The sequence below is a fragment of the Wolbachia endosymbiont (group A) of Udea olivalis genome (genome assembly GCF_964028365.1).
Classification (GTDB): domain Bacteria; phylum Pseudomonadota; class Alphaproteobacteria; order Rickettsiales; family Anaplasmataceae; genus Wolbachia; species Wolbachia pipientis.
On sequence record NZ_OZ034773.1, the window covers coordinates 1,522,610 to 1,537,084 of the forward strand.

15 protein-coding genes and 3 pseudogenes are annotated in these 14,475 nt (G+C 34.7%); 9 read left to right on the top strand and 9 right to left on the bottom strand.

The annotated features are described in order from the left end of the window. Positions 1-179: 179 nt before the first annotated feature. Genes iscU through hscA form a run of 4 tightly spaced genes read left to right on the top strand, consistent with a single transcriptional unit; the run spans position 180 to position 3,159 of the window. Positions 180-563, top strand: a complete 384-nt coding sequence (iscU, locus tag ABWU32_RS07170) for a Fe-S cluster assembly scaffold IscU (protein WP_007548853.1) — start codon at positions 180-182, stop codon at positions 561-563. A gap of 5 nt (positions 564-568) precedes the next feature. Further along, the gene (locus tag ABWU32_RS07175) at positions 569-982 is read left to right on the top strand and encodes a HesB/IscA family protein (RefSeq protein ID WP_015589236.1); all 414 of its coding nucleotides are present in this window, start codon (positions 569-571) and stop codon (positions 980-982) included. Then, positions 975-1,433 (top strand): iron-sulfur cluster co-chaperone HscB C-terminal domain-containing protein, encoded by a 459-nt coding sequence (locus ABWU32_RS07180; RefSeq protein WP_015589237.1) that lies wholly within the window; start codon positions 975-977, stop codon positions 1,431-1,433. The genes ABWU32_RS07175 and ABWU32_RS07180 overlap by 8 nt, the downstream gene beginning before the upstream one ends. Next, complete coding sequence (gene hscA, locus ABWU32_RS07185) at positions 1,411-3,159, top strand: Fe-S protein assembly chaperone HscA (protein ID WP_353278623.1); 1,749 nt, start codon at positions 1,411-1,413, stop codon at positions 3,157-3,159. The genes ABWU32_RS07180 and hscA overlap by 23 nt, the downstream gene beginning before the upstream one ends. 7 nt (positions 3,160-3,166) lie before the next feature. On the opposite strand, the gene lepB is transcribed toward hscA, so the two are convergent. The 4 genes from lepB to ABWU32_RS07205 all read right to left on the bottom strand — a co-directional run bounded on the left by lepB (position 3,167) and on the right by ABWU32_RS07205 (position 6,986). Next, complete coding sequence (lepB, locus tag ABWU32_RS07190; protein WP_010962911.1) at positions 3,167-3,913, bottom strand: signal peptidase I; 747 nt, start codon at positions 3,911-3,913, stop codon at positions 3,167-3,169. A 763-nt stretch (positions 3,914-4,676) separates the two neighbouring features. Next, the gene (locus ABWU32_RS07195; RefSeq protein ID WP_255317428.1) at positions 4,677-4,808 is read right to left on the bottom strand and encodes a hypothetical protein; all 132 of its coding nucleotides are present in this window, start codon (positions 4,806-4,808) and stop codon (positions 4,677-4,679) included. Between the two features lie 44 nt (positions 4,809-4,852). Then, positions 4,853-5,740: an aspartate carbamoyltransferase catalytic subunit gene (locus ABWU32_RS07200; RefSeq protein WP_015589239.1), complete on the bottom strand. Its 888-nt coding sequence runs from the start codon at positions 5,738-5,740 to the stop codon at positions 4,853-4,855. Between the two features lie 220 nt (positions 5,741-5,960). Further along, positions 5,961-6,986, bottom strand: coding sequence for an extracellular solute-binding protein (locus tag ABWU32_RS07205; protein WP_353278625.1), 1,026 nt, complete (start codon positions 6,984-6,986; stop codon positions 5,961-5,963). 454 nt (positions 6,987-7,440) lie between these two features. On the opposite strand from ABWU32_RS07205, the pseudogene ABWU32_RS07210 reads away from it, so the two are divergent. After that, a pseudogene (locus ABWU32_RS07210) lies at positions 7,441-8,026 on the top strand (DUF6444 domain-containing protein); the annotation flags it as partial. Positions 8,027-8,033: 7 nt separating this feature from the next. On the opposite strand, the pseudogene ABWU32_RS07215 reads toward ABWU32_RS07210, so the two are convergent. Continuing rightward, positions 8,034-9,413 (bottom strand): annotated as a pseudogene (locus ABWU32_RS07215) (IS4 family transposase). Positions 9,414-9,494: 81 nt separating this feature from the next. Here ABWU32_RS07215 and ABWU32_RS07220 point away from each other — a divergent pair. Next, positions 9,495-9,719 (top strand): annotated as a pseudogene (locus tag ABWU32_RS07220) (tRNA pseudouridine(55) synthase TruB); the annotation flags it as partial. Between the two features lie 47 nt (positions 9,720-9,766). Here the strand turns inward: ABWU32_RS07220 and ABWU32_RS07225 are convergent. The 3 genes from ABWU32_RS07225 to ABWU32_RS07235 are packed head-to-tail and all read right to left on the bottom strand — an operon-like array spanning position 9,767 to position 10,707. Next, complete coding sequence (locus tag ABWU32_RS07225; protein WP_007548764.1) at positions 9,767-10,174, bottom strand: transposase; 408 nt, start codon at positions 10,172-10,174, stop codon at positions 9,767-9,769. 19 nt (positions 10,175-10,193) lie between these two features. After that, a complete protein-coding gene (locus ABWU32_RS07230) occupies positions 10,194-10,394 on the bottom strand; it encodes a hypothetical protein (protein WP_010082383.1) in 201 nt (66 codons plus the stop codon). After that, complete coding sequence (locus ABWU32_RS07235; protein ID WP_007548762.1) at positions 10,378-10,707, bottom strand: transposase; 330 nt, start codon at positions 10,705-10,707, stop codon at positions 10,378-10,380. The genes ABWU32_RS07230 and ABWU32_RS07235 overlap by 17 nt, the downstream gene beginning before the upstream one ends. Before the next feature lie 696 nt (positions 10,708-11,403). Here ABWU32_RS07235 and ABWU32_RS07240 point away from each other — a divergent pair. From ABWU32_RS07240 to ABWU32_RS07250, 3 genes are read left to right on the top strand one after another with little or no spacing between them, the layout of a single operon-like run. Further along, positions 11,404-12,957 carry a Mur ligase family protein gene (locus ABWU32_RS07240; protein ID WP_353278627.1) on the top strand — a complete coding sequence of 518 codons (1,554 nt, stop codon included), beginning with the start codon at positions 11,404-11,406 and terminating at the stop codon, positions 12,955-12,957. Positions 12,958-12,963: 6 nt separating this feature from the next. Beyond that, a complete protein-coding gene (locus ABWU32_RS07245) occupies positions 12,964-13,554 on the top strand; it encodes a COQ9 family protein (protein ID WP_010082414.1) in 591 nt (196 codons plus the stop codon). 4 nt (positions 13,555-13,558) lie between these two features. Beyond that, positions 13,559-13,891 (top strand): hypothetical protein, encoded by a 333-nt coding sequence (locus ABWU32_RS07250; RefSeq protein ID WP_006279274.1) that lies wholly within the window; start codon positions 13,559-13,561, stop codon positions 13,889-13,891. Here the strand turns inward: ABWU32_RS07250 and rsmD are convergent. Further along, on the bottom strand, positions 13,849-14,397 hold the full coding sequence (gene rsmD / locus ABWU32_RS07255) for a 16S rRNA (guanine(966)-N(2))-methyltransferase RsmD (RefSeq protein WP_141457227.1): 549 nt from the start codon (positions 14,395-14,397) through the stop codon (positions 13,849-13,851). The genes ABWU32_RS07250 and rsmD overlap by 43 nt on opposite strands. Between the last annotated feature and the right edge of the window lie 78 nt (positions 14,398-14,475).

Below are 14,475 nucleotides of genomic sequence, written 5' to 3' on the forward strand. Positions count from 1 at the left end.
AACTTAATGACAACATAGAGACGCTGATTGTAAAGAAATACACGTATTATGTGTATTTGTAAAGTTAAACAATCGTTTTACGGGAATTTTGAAAGTAAAAATCACGTAAAACGATTGTTTTCCTTTAGTTTTTAACCTAAATATGTTATAATGTAAAATAGCAGTTTATAGGTAATTTTATGAGTTATAATGAGAAAATTTTAGATCATTATGAAAATCCAAGGAATGTTGGCTCTCTGGATAAAAATGATCCAAATGTTGGTACTGGTTTAGTTGGTGCACCATCGTGCGGTGATGTAATGAAATTGCAGATAAAGGTCAATGACAAAGGTGTTATTGAAGATGCAAAATTTAAAACTTTTGGTTGTGGTTCTGCCATTGCTTCAAGTTCCTTGTTAACAGAGATGATAAAGGGAAGAACCATCAGTGACGTTACACAGATAAAGAATACTCAAATAGTGGAAGAGTTGTCTTTACCTCCAGTGAAGATACACTGTTCGGTACTTGCTGAAGATGCTATAAAGGCTGCTATTCATGATTATCAAAGTAAGCAAAAGAATTAAGAAGCATGAGTGAATATCAAGAAGTAGGCGGAGGTGAAACTGTAAAAAAGAATAGAAAACTTATCACTATAACTGCGGAAGCAGTAGAAAGGATAAGGTATTTATTGGACCAAAAGAAGCATACTAACCTTGAGAAACCGGAAGAAGCAATAGGAATAAGAGTGCTAATTAAGCAAAAAGGATGTTCTGGTTTAAAATATGATATTGAATATGCGTATGATACTCGTCCTTTAGAGTCGATAATTGAGGAAAACTGCAGTGATGACCAAAAAGTTAAAGTGTTGATCGATCCAAAATCCGTCATGTTTATTCTTGGCTCTGAAATGGATTATGTAGAAGAAAAATTTTCATCGGGTTTTGTTTTCAAAAATCCTAATGAGAAAGGAAAATGTGGTTGTGGAGAGAGTTTTCATGTCTAGCAGCTATTTTACATTGTTTGAAATTGAACCAACTTTCAATATCAGCTTTGATGAGTTAGAGAAAAAATATATTGAGCTAAGCAAAACTGATATAAATGAAAGACAGTCCCAAAACATGGAAAATATTAACAGAGCTTATCAGATACTAAAGTCACCGCTAAAACGTGCCGAGCATTTGCTAGATTTTTTTGATGTGAAAAGCCAAAAGGACCACTTAAATTCTGAAATATTAAGTGAATCAATGGAAATAAGAGAATATTTGCTGGACTGCGATGATTTACAATTTGCAAGCAGGATGATTGATGAAAAAATAAAAGATTGCGTTAAAAACCTAATTAACACTTTTGCTATAAAGAATTTTGATGGAGCTGCTACACAAGTCTTAAGATTGAAATATTTATATAAGTCATTTGAGGAGGTGAAAAAGAATGCAACCAATTCAAATTTCTGAACCAAATTCAAGTGAAGTAATTTTTGGTATAGATCTTGGTACTACCAATTCTTTGATTGCTATGGTAAATAAAGCTGGTAACGTGGAGATATTTGAAGATGAACAAGGAAGAGAACTGCTGCCTTCTGCTCTTTCATATGAAAATAATACATTAAAAACTGGCTACGATGTCGGTCAAAATGCAATCTACTCAATAAAGCGTTTAATGGGTAAAAGTGTTGAAGAATTAAATAAAGAAGGCGTCAATTTTGAAATAGATCATGAAAGCGAAAAAGTTATTAGAATAAAATGCGCAGAGGAAAAGTATCTTACTCCTGTTGAGATTTCTGCTGAGATATTAAAAGCTTTATGTGAGAGGGTAAAAAAGTCTAAGGGACTGGAAGTAAAAAAAGCAGTGATTACTGTGCCAGCTTACTTTGACGATTCAGCACGTAACGCAACTAAATATGCGGCAAAATTAGCTGGAATAGAAGTTCTTCGCCTCGTTAACGAGCCAACCGCTGCAGCGCTTTCTTACTCCATTGAAAAGAACAATAGCAGTGGAATATATGCAGTGTATGACCTTGGTGGCGGAACGTTCGATATTTCGATATTGAAATTGCATCAAGGAGTGTTTCAAGTTCTTGCAGTTGGTGGTGACACCAAACTCGGCGGTGATGATTTTGATCATTTGCTGAGTTCAATTGTGATTGATAAGTATAGAGAAAAGACGGCCAAGCAACTAAATTCCTTACTTATCGAATCACGCTCTGTGAAGGAATATCTGAGCAAAAACACCTCAGGCATTTTTGAATTCAGCATTAACGGCAAGCCATTTGAATGTGAAATTACCAGAGAAGAATTCGAGCAGGCAATCAGTTCTTTGGTCAATAAGACTATCAATATAGTCACTCGTACTATAAGCGACATAGATCTTAAAATTGATAATATAAAAGGAGTAATTTTAGTTGGTGGTGCAACTAGAACACCATTGGTTCAAAATTCACTAGTCAAACTCTTTGGAAATAAAGTGCTGAATGACGTGGATCCAGATAAAGCAGTTGCCATTGGGGCAGCTCTGCAAGCTCATGATTTAACTTCGAGCTCAAAAGATAGGAATATTCTCCTGGATGTTCTACCTTTATCACTTGGCATAGAAACTATGGGAGGCATAGTTGAAAAAATCATACCAAGAAATACGCCACTACCAGTTTCAGAAACAAAAGAGTTTACAACTTATTTTGATGGGCAAACAGCAATGAAAATTCACGTTTGTCAGGGAGAACGTGAAATGATAGAGGATAACAAATCTCTAGCGCAGTTTGAACTAAAAGGTATACCGCCACTACCTGCAGGTTCTGCAAGAGTTGAAATAGAATTTACAGTTAACGTTGACGGAATCTTGACTGTTACTGCAAGAGAAAAAACTACTGGAATCGAGCAGACAGTTGAAGTAAATTCAAGTTTTGGCTTGAGTGAAGCTGATGTTCAAAATATGGTTAACCAGTCAATAAACAGCTTTGATGAAGATATGAAGGCTCGTTCCCTTGCAGGCGCTAAAATTAATGGAAATAAACTCATACACTTGGTTGAAAACAATAATAACCTTTCCACTGATCAAAAGTTGAAAAACCTATTACAAAATGCAAAAAACGCTTTACAAGGCAATGACTTGAATGAAATTAACAAGACTATCGCCGAGTTAGAAAATTCTTCTTTAGAGTTGTGTGAATTAACAAATAGGTAGAAAAAGCTTACACAACCTTGTGCAATACCCTATTTAATCTCAAAGCAACAGGTAACCTGAAATTAAATGGTAACCAATCGACCTTCCCCAGTTTAAACGATAAACCAACTATACTTACACGCCCAATGATATTTTCCATTGGTACAAAACCAACTTCAGGAAACCTGCTATCCAAAGAATTATTTCTATTGTCTCCCATAACGAAAAATTGATCGTTAGGTACATAATAAACCGGAGTGTTATATGATAGCTTATTAGAAATGTCATCTACCAAAATCTCATGTTCCTTGCCACTTAAAAGCGTTTCTATATATCTTGGTATGTTACGATTTGACTCATAATCAAAAAAACTTTCAATTTGCCTTCGCTCTACTTTCTGATCATTTAGGTATAATTCTCCCTCTATCATTTGCACTTTGTCACCTGGTGTTCCTATTACTCGCTTAACAAACCTGATGCTGTCATTTCTTGTGGGTTTGAAAACTACTATGTCGCCACGCTTTGGAGGGGTATAAAAAATCCTGCCGCTAAAAATGTTTGGAGAAAATGGAAATGAGTGTTTACTGTAACCGTATGAATATTTACTAGTAAAAATGTAATCCCCTTCAAGTAGGGTGCTTTTCATTGAACCAGAAGGTATATGAAATGGCTCGAATAAAAAACTACGTATTGACAGCGCAATCAACAGTAAAAAAAACAATGAAGATAAAAATCTTCCCGTTCTTATCACCCAGTTTTTGCTTAGTTCTTCCAACTTTGTTTTTCTTATAGATTAAGCTTATTATAATACATAAATTAAAAAATGGTAATATGAAATTTTACTTGTGAATGTTATTCCTCTATTCAAAACGATTTTGAAAAGGCGGTTCATTTCTTTCAACGGTGTCATCCAAGTAGCGTGACACATAACTGTACGAACATTGCAATTTGCAGGTGGCAGATGAAAGTAGCTGATGCACATCTGTACGAACATTTGCTTTTGTTAAGGTAATATGGTGTTATGAAAGTAGCTGACACTGGAATGGCTTTGTTGCATCGCTACTTATGAAAGGCTAACTATAGTTAGGATTATAAGCAACTTATTGAAAATCTTGTTTTTTTGCAATCAATCTGATCAAATTTAAGAATAGTAATTTGTTATTTATATTAATAAATTTAATTCTATTGAAAATAGCTAAAGCATTGAAATTCTTGAATTTTAGCCGGATTGGTAAATGGTAGTGAAATTTCTTTTACTCAAATTTAGGTATTCATTGACCGTTCTTGTTATAAATACCAGAATAATAAGCTAATGATATTCCCTATCTTTTTTATCTTTAATCCATCATAGCTAGCGATGCAACAAAGCCCACTGGAATCCAGGTTGTAACCGTTCACGGATTGTGAGAATGAATAAAGAACTAAGCAGTCGTAACTTTTGGAAGGGATTTTGGCCATTGAGACGTGATGTCAAAAATATCGACAACATTCTTTCCACAAATCTTTCTCCATGTTCCGACCAGGTGAAAAAGCTGTTTTTACGATAGCCGTCTAATTTGCCGTTCTGCAAGGTTGTTGATTGACTTCAGGCTTTCGTAAAAACTTCCACACCATATCCTCGGCCTTAACATCTTAATGGCCATTCTCAAACCATTTACAAGCCTTGTCATTTCATGCCCCCCCTTTTGCATTAGTTGTGTAGCATCTTTTAATATTAGCAAGGCCTATAATAGTGCAACACTGCCTTACGTATTGCCAATCCAAATTCTACTTGCTGTAAAATAACACAATCTGCTACATCGCTGCTAATCTCAATCCCTCTATTTATTGGCCCTGGGTGCATAACAATCGCATCTGGTTTTGCGTATGATAGCTTTTGTAAATCAAGTCCATACAAATGAAAATATTCTTTCTCTGAAGAACTATTATTCATGCGCTCTTTCTGCAATCTCAAAAGCATAATTACGTCAGCATCCTTTATACCTTCAATTAATGAATAATGGACTGAATCTACTTCAGGAAAATGCTTACAAATCAAAGTTGGTGGTGCGACCAAGTTTATCTCTGCTCCAAACATTTTTAGCAATCTTATATTTGATCTTGCAACTCTACTGTGCAGAATATCTCCACATATCACAACTTTGAGGTCCTTTATTTGCTTTTTGTGATTGCTGATTACAAGATAGTCTGCAAGAGCTTGAGTTGGATGTTCACTACTTCCATCGCCTGCATTGATTAGCGAGCAGTTAACATACTTTGCCAGTGTATTAATGATACCACTACTTTTATGCCTGATTATTATGTAATCAGGATTCATTGCATTTAATGTTTTGATCATGTCTTTTAGATCTTCTCCCTTGTTAATAGAAGAAGATCTTATTGGCAAAGTTACAACATTTGCTCCAAGGCTTTTTGCTGCTATTTCAAAAGACGCAAGTGTACGCGTTGAATCTTCAAAGAATAAATTTATTACTGTCTTATTTTCCAAGATATGACTATTTGCAACTTCTTTTTTAAGGTACTGGTTGGCCAACTTAGTTATATTTTCTACATCATCGACTGTAAGGTCTGAGATGTTTAACAAATTCCTTCTCTTGTTCATAATTTCCTTTTAACATGCAATTGTTATCCAACTACTTGAACCAATTCTACTTTCTTATTATCGTTTTTCAATAGACCTCTTGTGCAGCAATTGTTTTGGTGGAAGAACGGAAAAAGATAGTAAAGTCAAAATTAAGTTAGAAGGAAGAAAAAGTTCAGCAAGTTAAGAGTAAGGTACATTAGCATAAATCTTTCATCCCAATGTTTAGTGGCACTGGAGATTACTTCCACTTACACTCATCTGCTATCATAACAGCCTCAAAAAGATGCTTCTCAAGTTCACTTAGAGGCAAATCACTTTGTGAATAATTTCCCCAAGATTTTAGTATATCGGAAGTTTCAACGCCTTCAATAATAGGATATTCTTGGTTTTTTTTAGCGTATAACTCTTGAGCCTGCTTGCTTACTAAAAATTCCAATAAGACTATAGCATTTTCCCTGTTTTTTGCGTTTTTTGTTACTGCTGCACCACTGATGTTTACCATTACACCGTGATCGTTGCGATTAGGAGAAAAAGCCCCTAGCTTGTCTGCAACATTCTTTTTATTTTCTGATGAAAGAATTCTCGCAAAGTAGTAGCTGTTTACTATTGCAACATCTCCCTCACCCGCTGCTACGGCGTAAATTTGATCAGTATCACCACCACTTGGTTTTCTTGCCATATTGCTCACAATTCCGCTTACCCATTCTTTCGTCTTTTCAAAACCATTATTTGCAATCATAAAAGCAATTAACGATCTGTTATATGGACTTGTAGAAGAACGCACTAATATTTTTCCTTTCCATTTTTCATTTGCTAAATCTTCATAAGTACTTAAGTCCTTAGGGTCTACTGACTCTTTATTGTAAACCAATATCCTAGCTCTTTTTGTAAGACCAAACCAATAATCTTCACTGTCTCTAAATCTTGCAGGTATAACACTTTTTAAAACCTCTGAATCTACTTGAGATAAAAGTCCTCTTTTTTTTGCTAGAATTAAGTTGATTGCATCAGCAGTCAAAAATAAGTCAGCTTCACCACCGTTTTCCATTCGTGAAAGTAGCTGAGAATAATCATCAATGATGTAACGTACTTTAATACCTGTATTTTTCGTGAATTCATCAAACAAAGTACGTACTAATTCTTCTTTGCGCGATGAATAAACATTTACCACTTGTGAGTCATTAGTTCCGTCGTTTCTGTATAAATAAGTAATAACTATCAATATAATTGCTATTAAGGATGTGAATATAAAGGCTTTTTTCATATTGGATAAAAAATAACTTCTTTCAGTTAAAGTTACCAAGATGGTACAACTTTAGCAAGTGTAAAGTTCGTTAGATAAATCATAAAAACTTCCTTGACAAGCTTCGCCAGCCCCCTTATTATAACACTGAAGCTATTTATTTATCTTCGCAATCTCTGCAGTGGATTAATGACAAAAAACTTAATGTATTTGGCGTAAATCATGCTTAATTTTTTGCATTATGTGCACCTTATGTCTTTATAAAATTTCTAGGTTTTTACCTAATATAAGCTGAAATGCGCTATTTAAAACATTAAAAAACGCCAACTTAAAAAATGGATAGTGAATAACTAGCTACCCTAGGGTTTCTTTTGCCTTTTTTTCTGTTTAGTAAATTGTATCCGTTCAGCGGAGTGGTAGAATAAGGTAGACAAAGTGATCTAAAAAGATAATCATAGAGCAAAAGTGAGGTAATGTGGTAAACCTTTTAGAACTTTGCAAAAATTTACAGCAAAAAATAGAAAAACTGGAAGCAGAGATAGAAAACTTAAAAGCAGAAAATAAAGCTTTAAAGATAGAGAACGCTGAATTAAAGGAAAGGCTTGGTTTAAACTCGAAAAATTCATCTCTACCGAGCTCTAAAGAATTGTACAAAACAAAAAAGGACAAGCCAAAAAGCGAAAGGAATGTTGGCGATCAGGTTGGGTATAAAGGAAATTTTCATGCCACAATGGAAGCGGATAAAGTAGTAAAAATAGAGTTGCCTAATATTTGCGAATGCGGAGGAGAGCTTGTAATATGCGAAAAACCTTATGTTCACCAAAAAGTTGATCTTCCGGAAATTAGGCCTTATGTAGTAATTGGAACATGGTCGTTGTTGGAGATGCAGAAAAAGAAAAAGTAGCAAGTTACCAGAAGGTGTTACGCCAGATACATTTGGTCCAAGGGTTAAGTCTATAATTGCAGCACTCAGCGGATTTTACAAAAACTCAAAGCGTGAAGTGGCTAGTATCATAAATGACATTTTTAATTTGAACATAAGTGTTGGCAGCATATCAAATCTTACTATTACCCACAAATATGAGGTTCGTGAGCAAGTCGCCATCCTTCTGCTAGATCAAAGAGACGTCTCCACCCTTTCCAAAGAGTAATTGGTCCTGGTTTTGGGTCGCTTTTTCTTGCTAAATGACCTCCAAGTTCACGAAACGGCTTCTTTTATAGTAGGGGCTATATTTGGACATGGTTTCCTGTGTATTTTAACATATAAAACTTTCCATTCTTCCTCAGCTAATAAGGCAGTACATGGTAATGTTGGGTTAGTTCTTGCAATTGATGTAATAAAGAAAATTCTCCAAGCAATAATGCTCATGACTGTTAAATACCTCATTAATCTTTCTGCTGTTCCAAGTCTACATTCCTCAACTTTGAGACCAGATTTTAAAATCTTATGCAATATCTCTATTTTCCATCTCAAACAATACCAACTAACTTTTTCAACAGCTTCTTCAAAAGTACTGACCGGAAAAAAGCATCCACTCTAGAGGACTTGCTTCGGGAGGAGAGTTTTTTTCAACAACATGAATTGCGTGAAGTTGTAGACTCTGTCGGTTTATATTTTATGTGACCTTCTTTACATTTTATATGGCCTTCATGTGATAAATTTTCCGAATCTAATTTCTAAAAACGCTGTCCTTTTTTGCTTGTTATCTCTAGCAGGGATTTCAACTTCTACTTTTCCAGCGCAAGGGAGGCCTTGGATAAATGACCATAATTTTTGCTTGTTCCTGGTATGCATGAATTTTTTATTTACATTTCTGTTGTGGCGAGCTCTTACTAAAATTGCTGAGTTAAGATTATGTGCAAGTTCAAAAAAATCATGCATATCTGCTTCTCTGTCACATACAGTTATAGCTTCGGTTTGGGCCAGATCTATAATATTATTTGTTTTCTTTAAACTTTCTAGCCATTTCATACTTTCTTTATCCTCAATATGAACGTTGTTACGATGGCTCTTTAGTCTTTTTTCTTCTTCAGAAATGAGTTGCCTCGAGTAAATCTTTTGATCCAGTATTCCCAGCTTCCGTACTAACAGCAAGGGCTGTATGCATTACTGCTCCTTTTCCAGCAATAGTTCCCAATCCGCTTATGGCTTGAGTATGAAATATAAGTTGTATCTTGAATCACAAGAATTCTTTTATGAGCTTTTGTTCTTTCAACTGTTTTATCAATGTGTGAAGCTAGAATATCGACTTCTTTTACGTTCTCATTTTGAAAAAAACGTTATGCTGCTTTTGCTTCTGACCAACTTCCGCATGCCTCATTAATTGAGCTTTCAGGTAAACTTATCAAACTATCAGCAATCTTTACTAATCGGTCAGTTAATCTTTTATCTACAAGTACAGCATCTCCAAATTCATTTTTAGCCCATTCATTACTCTCGTTTGCCATTTTTATACCCTCAATATTTGCAAACTTTAATATTGTAATACTTTATTTATAAGTACATTTATATTTGTGGGTAATAGTAAGATAAATAATAGTGCAAATTTTTCTATGATATGCGGTAGTGGTGTATATGTAAGATCAATTGCTCGTGATCTTGGAATTGCATTAAATTGTTTTGGACACATTACAAAATTAAGAAGAACTATGGTAGGTGACTTTAGAGAAAATGAATCAGTGACAATTGAGCAACTTACTAAAAAAACCACAACAACTTACTCTCCGATGTCATCCCAGTGCTTGACACTGGGATGGCTTTGTTGCATCGCTCTTCGGATAGTAGGTAACGCACAATAAATTTATGAAGCTATCTCAAATTTAGCCATACCAATATCAGTGAACTTATTGAGCAAATAGCATTTAACAAGTAGTTCCTTCTCTCTATTTGTCTCAGATTTATTCCTAAAACTAAACCCGAATGTTTGTTTCAGTCGCGAGAAAAAACTTTCTATATAAGATCTTTTTCCATAACTCATCTCTTTTTTCCACTTCTTTATACCATCTTCATCATATGACTTTATGAGCTTGACTGCAGAATTTCTCTCAGCCATATAGTCTAACTTTGGATGCTCTGCTGCGTTGTTTTTCGGAGGAATTTTCGTTTTTATACCATATTGATTACACAGCTTATAGAGCTTTTCTCTGTCATATGCCCTATCTGCATATAGTACTTTTATGACATACTGAAAATCGACTTCTTTTAGCAAATCACAAGCTCCATAGTGATCAGCCGTTACTGTATTTTACAGCTATGGCTTTTTTGCTGTTTGTATTCAACATTACATGCAATTTTCTTGTCTGTTCATAGCTGCGATACTTTCTATCTTCGCTATTTTCTTTGCTATGACCAGGAGTGTTGTTGTATATACTAATTCCTGTACTGTCTATAGCAATTTCGATATCTTCCATATTATTTTCTGCAATCATTGATCTTAATATTGAGTTTCTTAAACCTTCTTGATGATTGTGAATAGCTGATAACTTGCAAATTTTTCCCAATTTGCTCAAGGTATCCTGCTATAAACCCAACTGTTTGCCTCAGGCCTATTCTAAATAAACAAGTTATTATGTGCACCAAAATTACAACTTTATCGCTATAAATATTGTTGCCACCTGGTATTTTTGGACCATTCTCGTACCACTTTTCTATGGCTTCGTTGATATAATGAAAAATATTTCCTCTTTTTTCTAGAAATTTGTTATATTCGCTATGGTTACTGACCCTCATTTTTTGTGGCATATTTTTTCTTTCAAGGTTAAATGGCTATTTTATAATGAATTTTGTCAGTAGCCACCAGATTTTTTCAGTTGCTATGCAACAAAGCCATCCCAGTGTCAAGCACTGGGATGACATCCTCCTAGTAGAAACGCTTTTGTAATTGCAACATTCGTGTAATCTTTAGCCATAAACATTAAGAAATTTACCAAATGAAAAAAAAGGCAAAAGAAACCCCGTGGTGGTTGGCTATTTACCATGTACTAAAATATCGGCGTTTTTTTTATTCTAAAACGCTTGATTAAGAGCGATTTAGCTGCTTTTAACTGCAACTAACCTACACCGCAAGTGTTTAAGAAATTTACTAAGCAGGAAAAAAGGCAAAGAAACCCCGTAGTAGCTAGCATTCAAATTCTCCCTTGTCAATTTGACGTTTTTTGCTGTCTTAAACGCTTTGTAAGCGCGTTTCGGCTTATATAGGTAAAAACCCAGAGATTTTTAAAGACATGCGATGCACGTAGTGCGAAAAATTAAACATGAGACGCCAAATACCCTAAGTTTTTTGTCATTAACCTGCACAGATTGCGAAGATAAATAAATAGCTTCAGTTTCATGATAAGGGGGCTGGCGGAGTTTGTCAAGGAAGTTTTTTGTTTCTATTGAATGACAGTTGTAACCTACGAAAGAAGTCTGTTGTAATTTGTACGATATCTTTATAAAATGGTTCGCATAAGTTATCTAGCAGTGCAACTAAACAAATACAAAAATCAAAACGTCGCGGTTTTTGGTCTTGGTAAAACTGGTTTATCCGCCATTAACGCTCTAACAAAGAGTGGTGCAAGAATATATGCATGGGATGATCATGAAGAGCAAATAGCAAATACAAAAATGATGTATAAAAAATGTAATTTTATTCATCCCAAGGAATACAATTGGCATGAGATCAGTGCATTGGTTTTAAGCCCTGGAGTGCCAACAGAGCCACATTGGATAGTAAAACTTGCAAGGAGATTTGATTGCAAAATAAAATCAGACATTGAGCTATTTCTTGAAGCTAAAACTACGAACCAGAAGGTAATAGGCGTCACAGGAACAAATGGTAAATCAACCACTACATCACTAATAGGGCACATATTAAAATCTGCAGGGAAAAAAGTAGCTATTGGTGGAAATTTAGGCGTTCCTGTTTTGGATCTAGAAAGAGATGCAGAAATTTATGTAATCGAACTCTCCTCTTTTCAATTGGAGTTGATGAATGAAATTAACGTGGACATTTCAGCACTGCTCAATATTACACCAGATCACATAGATAGGCATGGAAGTATGGAGAACTACATAGCAACTAAATTAAAACTGATAAACGGTAGTGAGGTTGCCGTAATAGGATGTGACAATGAGATTACTGCTGATATATTCAACAAATTCACTGGAGACAAAATTCCAATCTCAGTAACATATTCCCCGATGTCATTCCAGCGCGTGACGCTGGAATCCAGAAAAGAAAAACCATTGCCAACTACTCAGATGACAGAGGGTGGTGCAAGAGATCTAATATCATTGGCAGGTAACAATTTGCTTGATTATAGTGAACAGATTACTGGTATAGATCGAAATTATCTGGATCCCAGTGTCAGCTACTTCGATGACAAAAGGGGCACTGGGATCCAGAAGATCTCGTTAAAACTAGAGAATCATAGCTTATCAGTAAGCGACGTGAAAATAAACCTAATATCCAACGCAGAAAACATAGCAGCCACATATGCCGTATGTAAGGTACTTGGAGTAGATAGCAACACTATTATCAATGGAATCAAGTCCTTTTCAGGACTGAGGCATAGGAATGAACTGCTTGGCAAAATAAGAAATGTGTTTTTCGTGAACGATAGCAAAGCAACTAATGCAAAATCGAGCGAAAAGGCGATCTTATCTTATGAAAACATAAATTGGATCGCTGGTGGAAGAAGCAAAAAAGGTGGAATAGAATCATTAAGCAAGCATTTTACAAGGGTTAGAAAAGCTTTTCTTATTGGAGAATCAACCGAAGCTTTTGCAAATGTTATGGAGAATAAAGTAGATTATGTTAAATGTTGCAATCTAGAAGATGCATTCAGATTGGCTTTTGAAGAGGCCTTAAATAGCGCAGAAGAAGTAACAATATTACTTTCTCCCGCGTGTGCTTCTTTTGATCAATGGAAAAATTTCGAGGAACGTGGTGAAGCATTTTGTAGAATGTTTGAAAATCTCAGGTACAATCACACATGCTGTTTAGTATGATGTTGCGTGGAACAAAAGTTAATAATAGATAAGCTAATTAGGGTTATTCCATTTGAAGGGATAAGCGATGAAACCCTATTAAAGGTGTGCACTGACCTTAATCTAGCTAATAGCTTTTGCAAATTTCAGAATGGAATATATAGCGCTTTGGAGCACATAGCAGAGGACTTAAATAGCTCAATGGAAGCTGAATTAAGAAATTCTAATTTAGAAGATATGAAAGTGCGAGAGCGAGTAAAGTTAGCTATTCAAATACACCTTTCAAACTATGCTAAGCTACCGAATTATAGAGAACTTTTAAAAAATGTTTTATCATTCTCCGTATCACCAAAAAATACATATTTTTCTAGTAAACTTTTATACAGAACTATTAGTGCGATTTGGTATGGCATTCATGACCAATCAACAGATTTTAACTACTATACAAAAAGAGCAATATTAGCTGGAGTGTACTTAAGTACGATACTTTTTTTTATCAATGATTATTCAGAAGATTTTGTGGATACTTTATCGTTTCTTGATAACCGTATCAACAATGTCATGACATTTCAAAAATTCAAAACTCGCTTAAAAGGAATCATAGGAAATTTCTTATAAGCTATTGATTGTTGGTAGAAAAGTACTTGAGCACGATCCTGAAAAGGTTTGTGAAAATAAAAATATTCATGCTGATCATAAAGAACATTTAGTTTATCGTGAGGATAATAATGGTACAACAAAATACACCAGTTACGAAGAAAAAGAAAATAAATTTATTGAAGAAGCACATGAATATTTAATAGACTCTGAATTTAATAAAAATTTTGATCTAGGGCAGTACAGAATAAGTAATTTCTCCGGAAACTTGACGAAAATAGAACTGGAACTCATCAATGAAAAGTATATGCAAGTTCAAGTTAATAGAGAAAGAAAAATTATTCTCGCTATACCGTAGGTGCGTTCCAAGATTATACTGAAGTTTTTATTGCACTCAAAATCTTCGTTTTTCCTAATCTCTAGAATTATCAATGCATCATCACTTAACCAGCCTGAGTGAGCTAGTCCATTCAACGTTGATTCAACTAGATTGCTATTGTAAGGTGGGTCTATAAAAACTATGTCACATTTTGAAATAGGTTGTGGTAAGCAGTTAGCACTGCAGCAAATTAGCGTAACATTGTCCGTAATTCCAAAATCTTCTGCTGTTTTTTTAGGCAATTGCAAATTGTAATAATCTGAATCTACCATAAATGCATGTTTAGCGCCGCGAGAAAGCGCTTCAAATGAAAAAGAACCACTACCACAGAATAAATCAAGTACATTCAAGTTATAAATAGGTTTTCTTGAGGAAAGCATATTAAATATTGCTTCTCGGACAATACTCATAGTTGGCCGTGCAGCTAAATGCTTACCTGTAGTTATTTTTCTTCCGCGATATTTGCCTGCAATGATGCGTAGCATATTAAATAAGCTCCAAAATAATTAATTATTTATACTATATGATTAATGTCAATATGGCTTTAGCAGTTTAATAGAGAG

Coding starts and splice junctions, on each gene's coding strand:
- ABWU32_RS07205 (WP_353278625.1), bottom strand. CDS start 6,986: ATGAAAAAAGCCTTTATATTCACATCCTTAATAGCAATTATATTGATA.
- ABWU32_RS07230 (WP_010082383.1), bottom strand. CDS start 10,394: ATGATTGCAGAAAATAATATGGAAGATATCGAAATTGCTATAGACAGT.
- ABWU32_RS07175 (WP_015589236.1), top strand. CDS start 569: ATGAGTGAATATCAAGAAGTAGGCGGAGGTGAAACTGTAAAAAAGAAT.
- ABWU32_RS07200 (WP_015589239.1), bottom strand. CDS start 5,740: ATGAACAAGAGAAGGAATTTGTTAAACATCTCAGACCTTACAGTCGAT.
- hscA (WP_353278623.1), top strand. CDS start 1,411: ATGCAACCAATTCAAATTTCTGAACCAAATTCAAGTGAAGTAATTTTT.
- ABWU32_RS07195 (WP_255317428.1), bottom strand. CDS start 4,808: ATGACAAGGCTTGTAAATGGTTTGAGAATGGCCATTAAGATGTTAAGG.
- iscU (WP_007548853.1), top strand. CDS start 180: ATGAGTTATAATGAGAAAATTTTAGATCATTATGAAAATCCAAGGAAT.
- rsmD (WP_141457227.1), bottom strand. CDS start 14,397: ATGCTACGCATCATTGCAGGCAAATATCGCGGAAGAAAAATAACTACA.
- ABWU32_RS07180 (WP_015589237.1), top strand. CDS start 975: ATGTCTAGCAGCTATTTTACATTGTTTGAAATTGAACCAACTTTCAAT.
- ABWU32_RS07235 (WP_007548762.1), bottom strand. CDS start 10,707: ATGCCACAAAAAATGAGGGTCAGTAACCATAGCGAATATAACAAATTT.
- ABWU32_RS07240 (WP_353278627.1), top strand. CDS start 11,404: ATGGTTCGCATAAGTTATCTAGCAGTGCAACTAAACAAATACAAAAAT.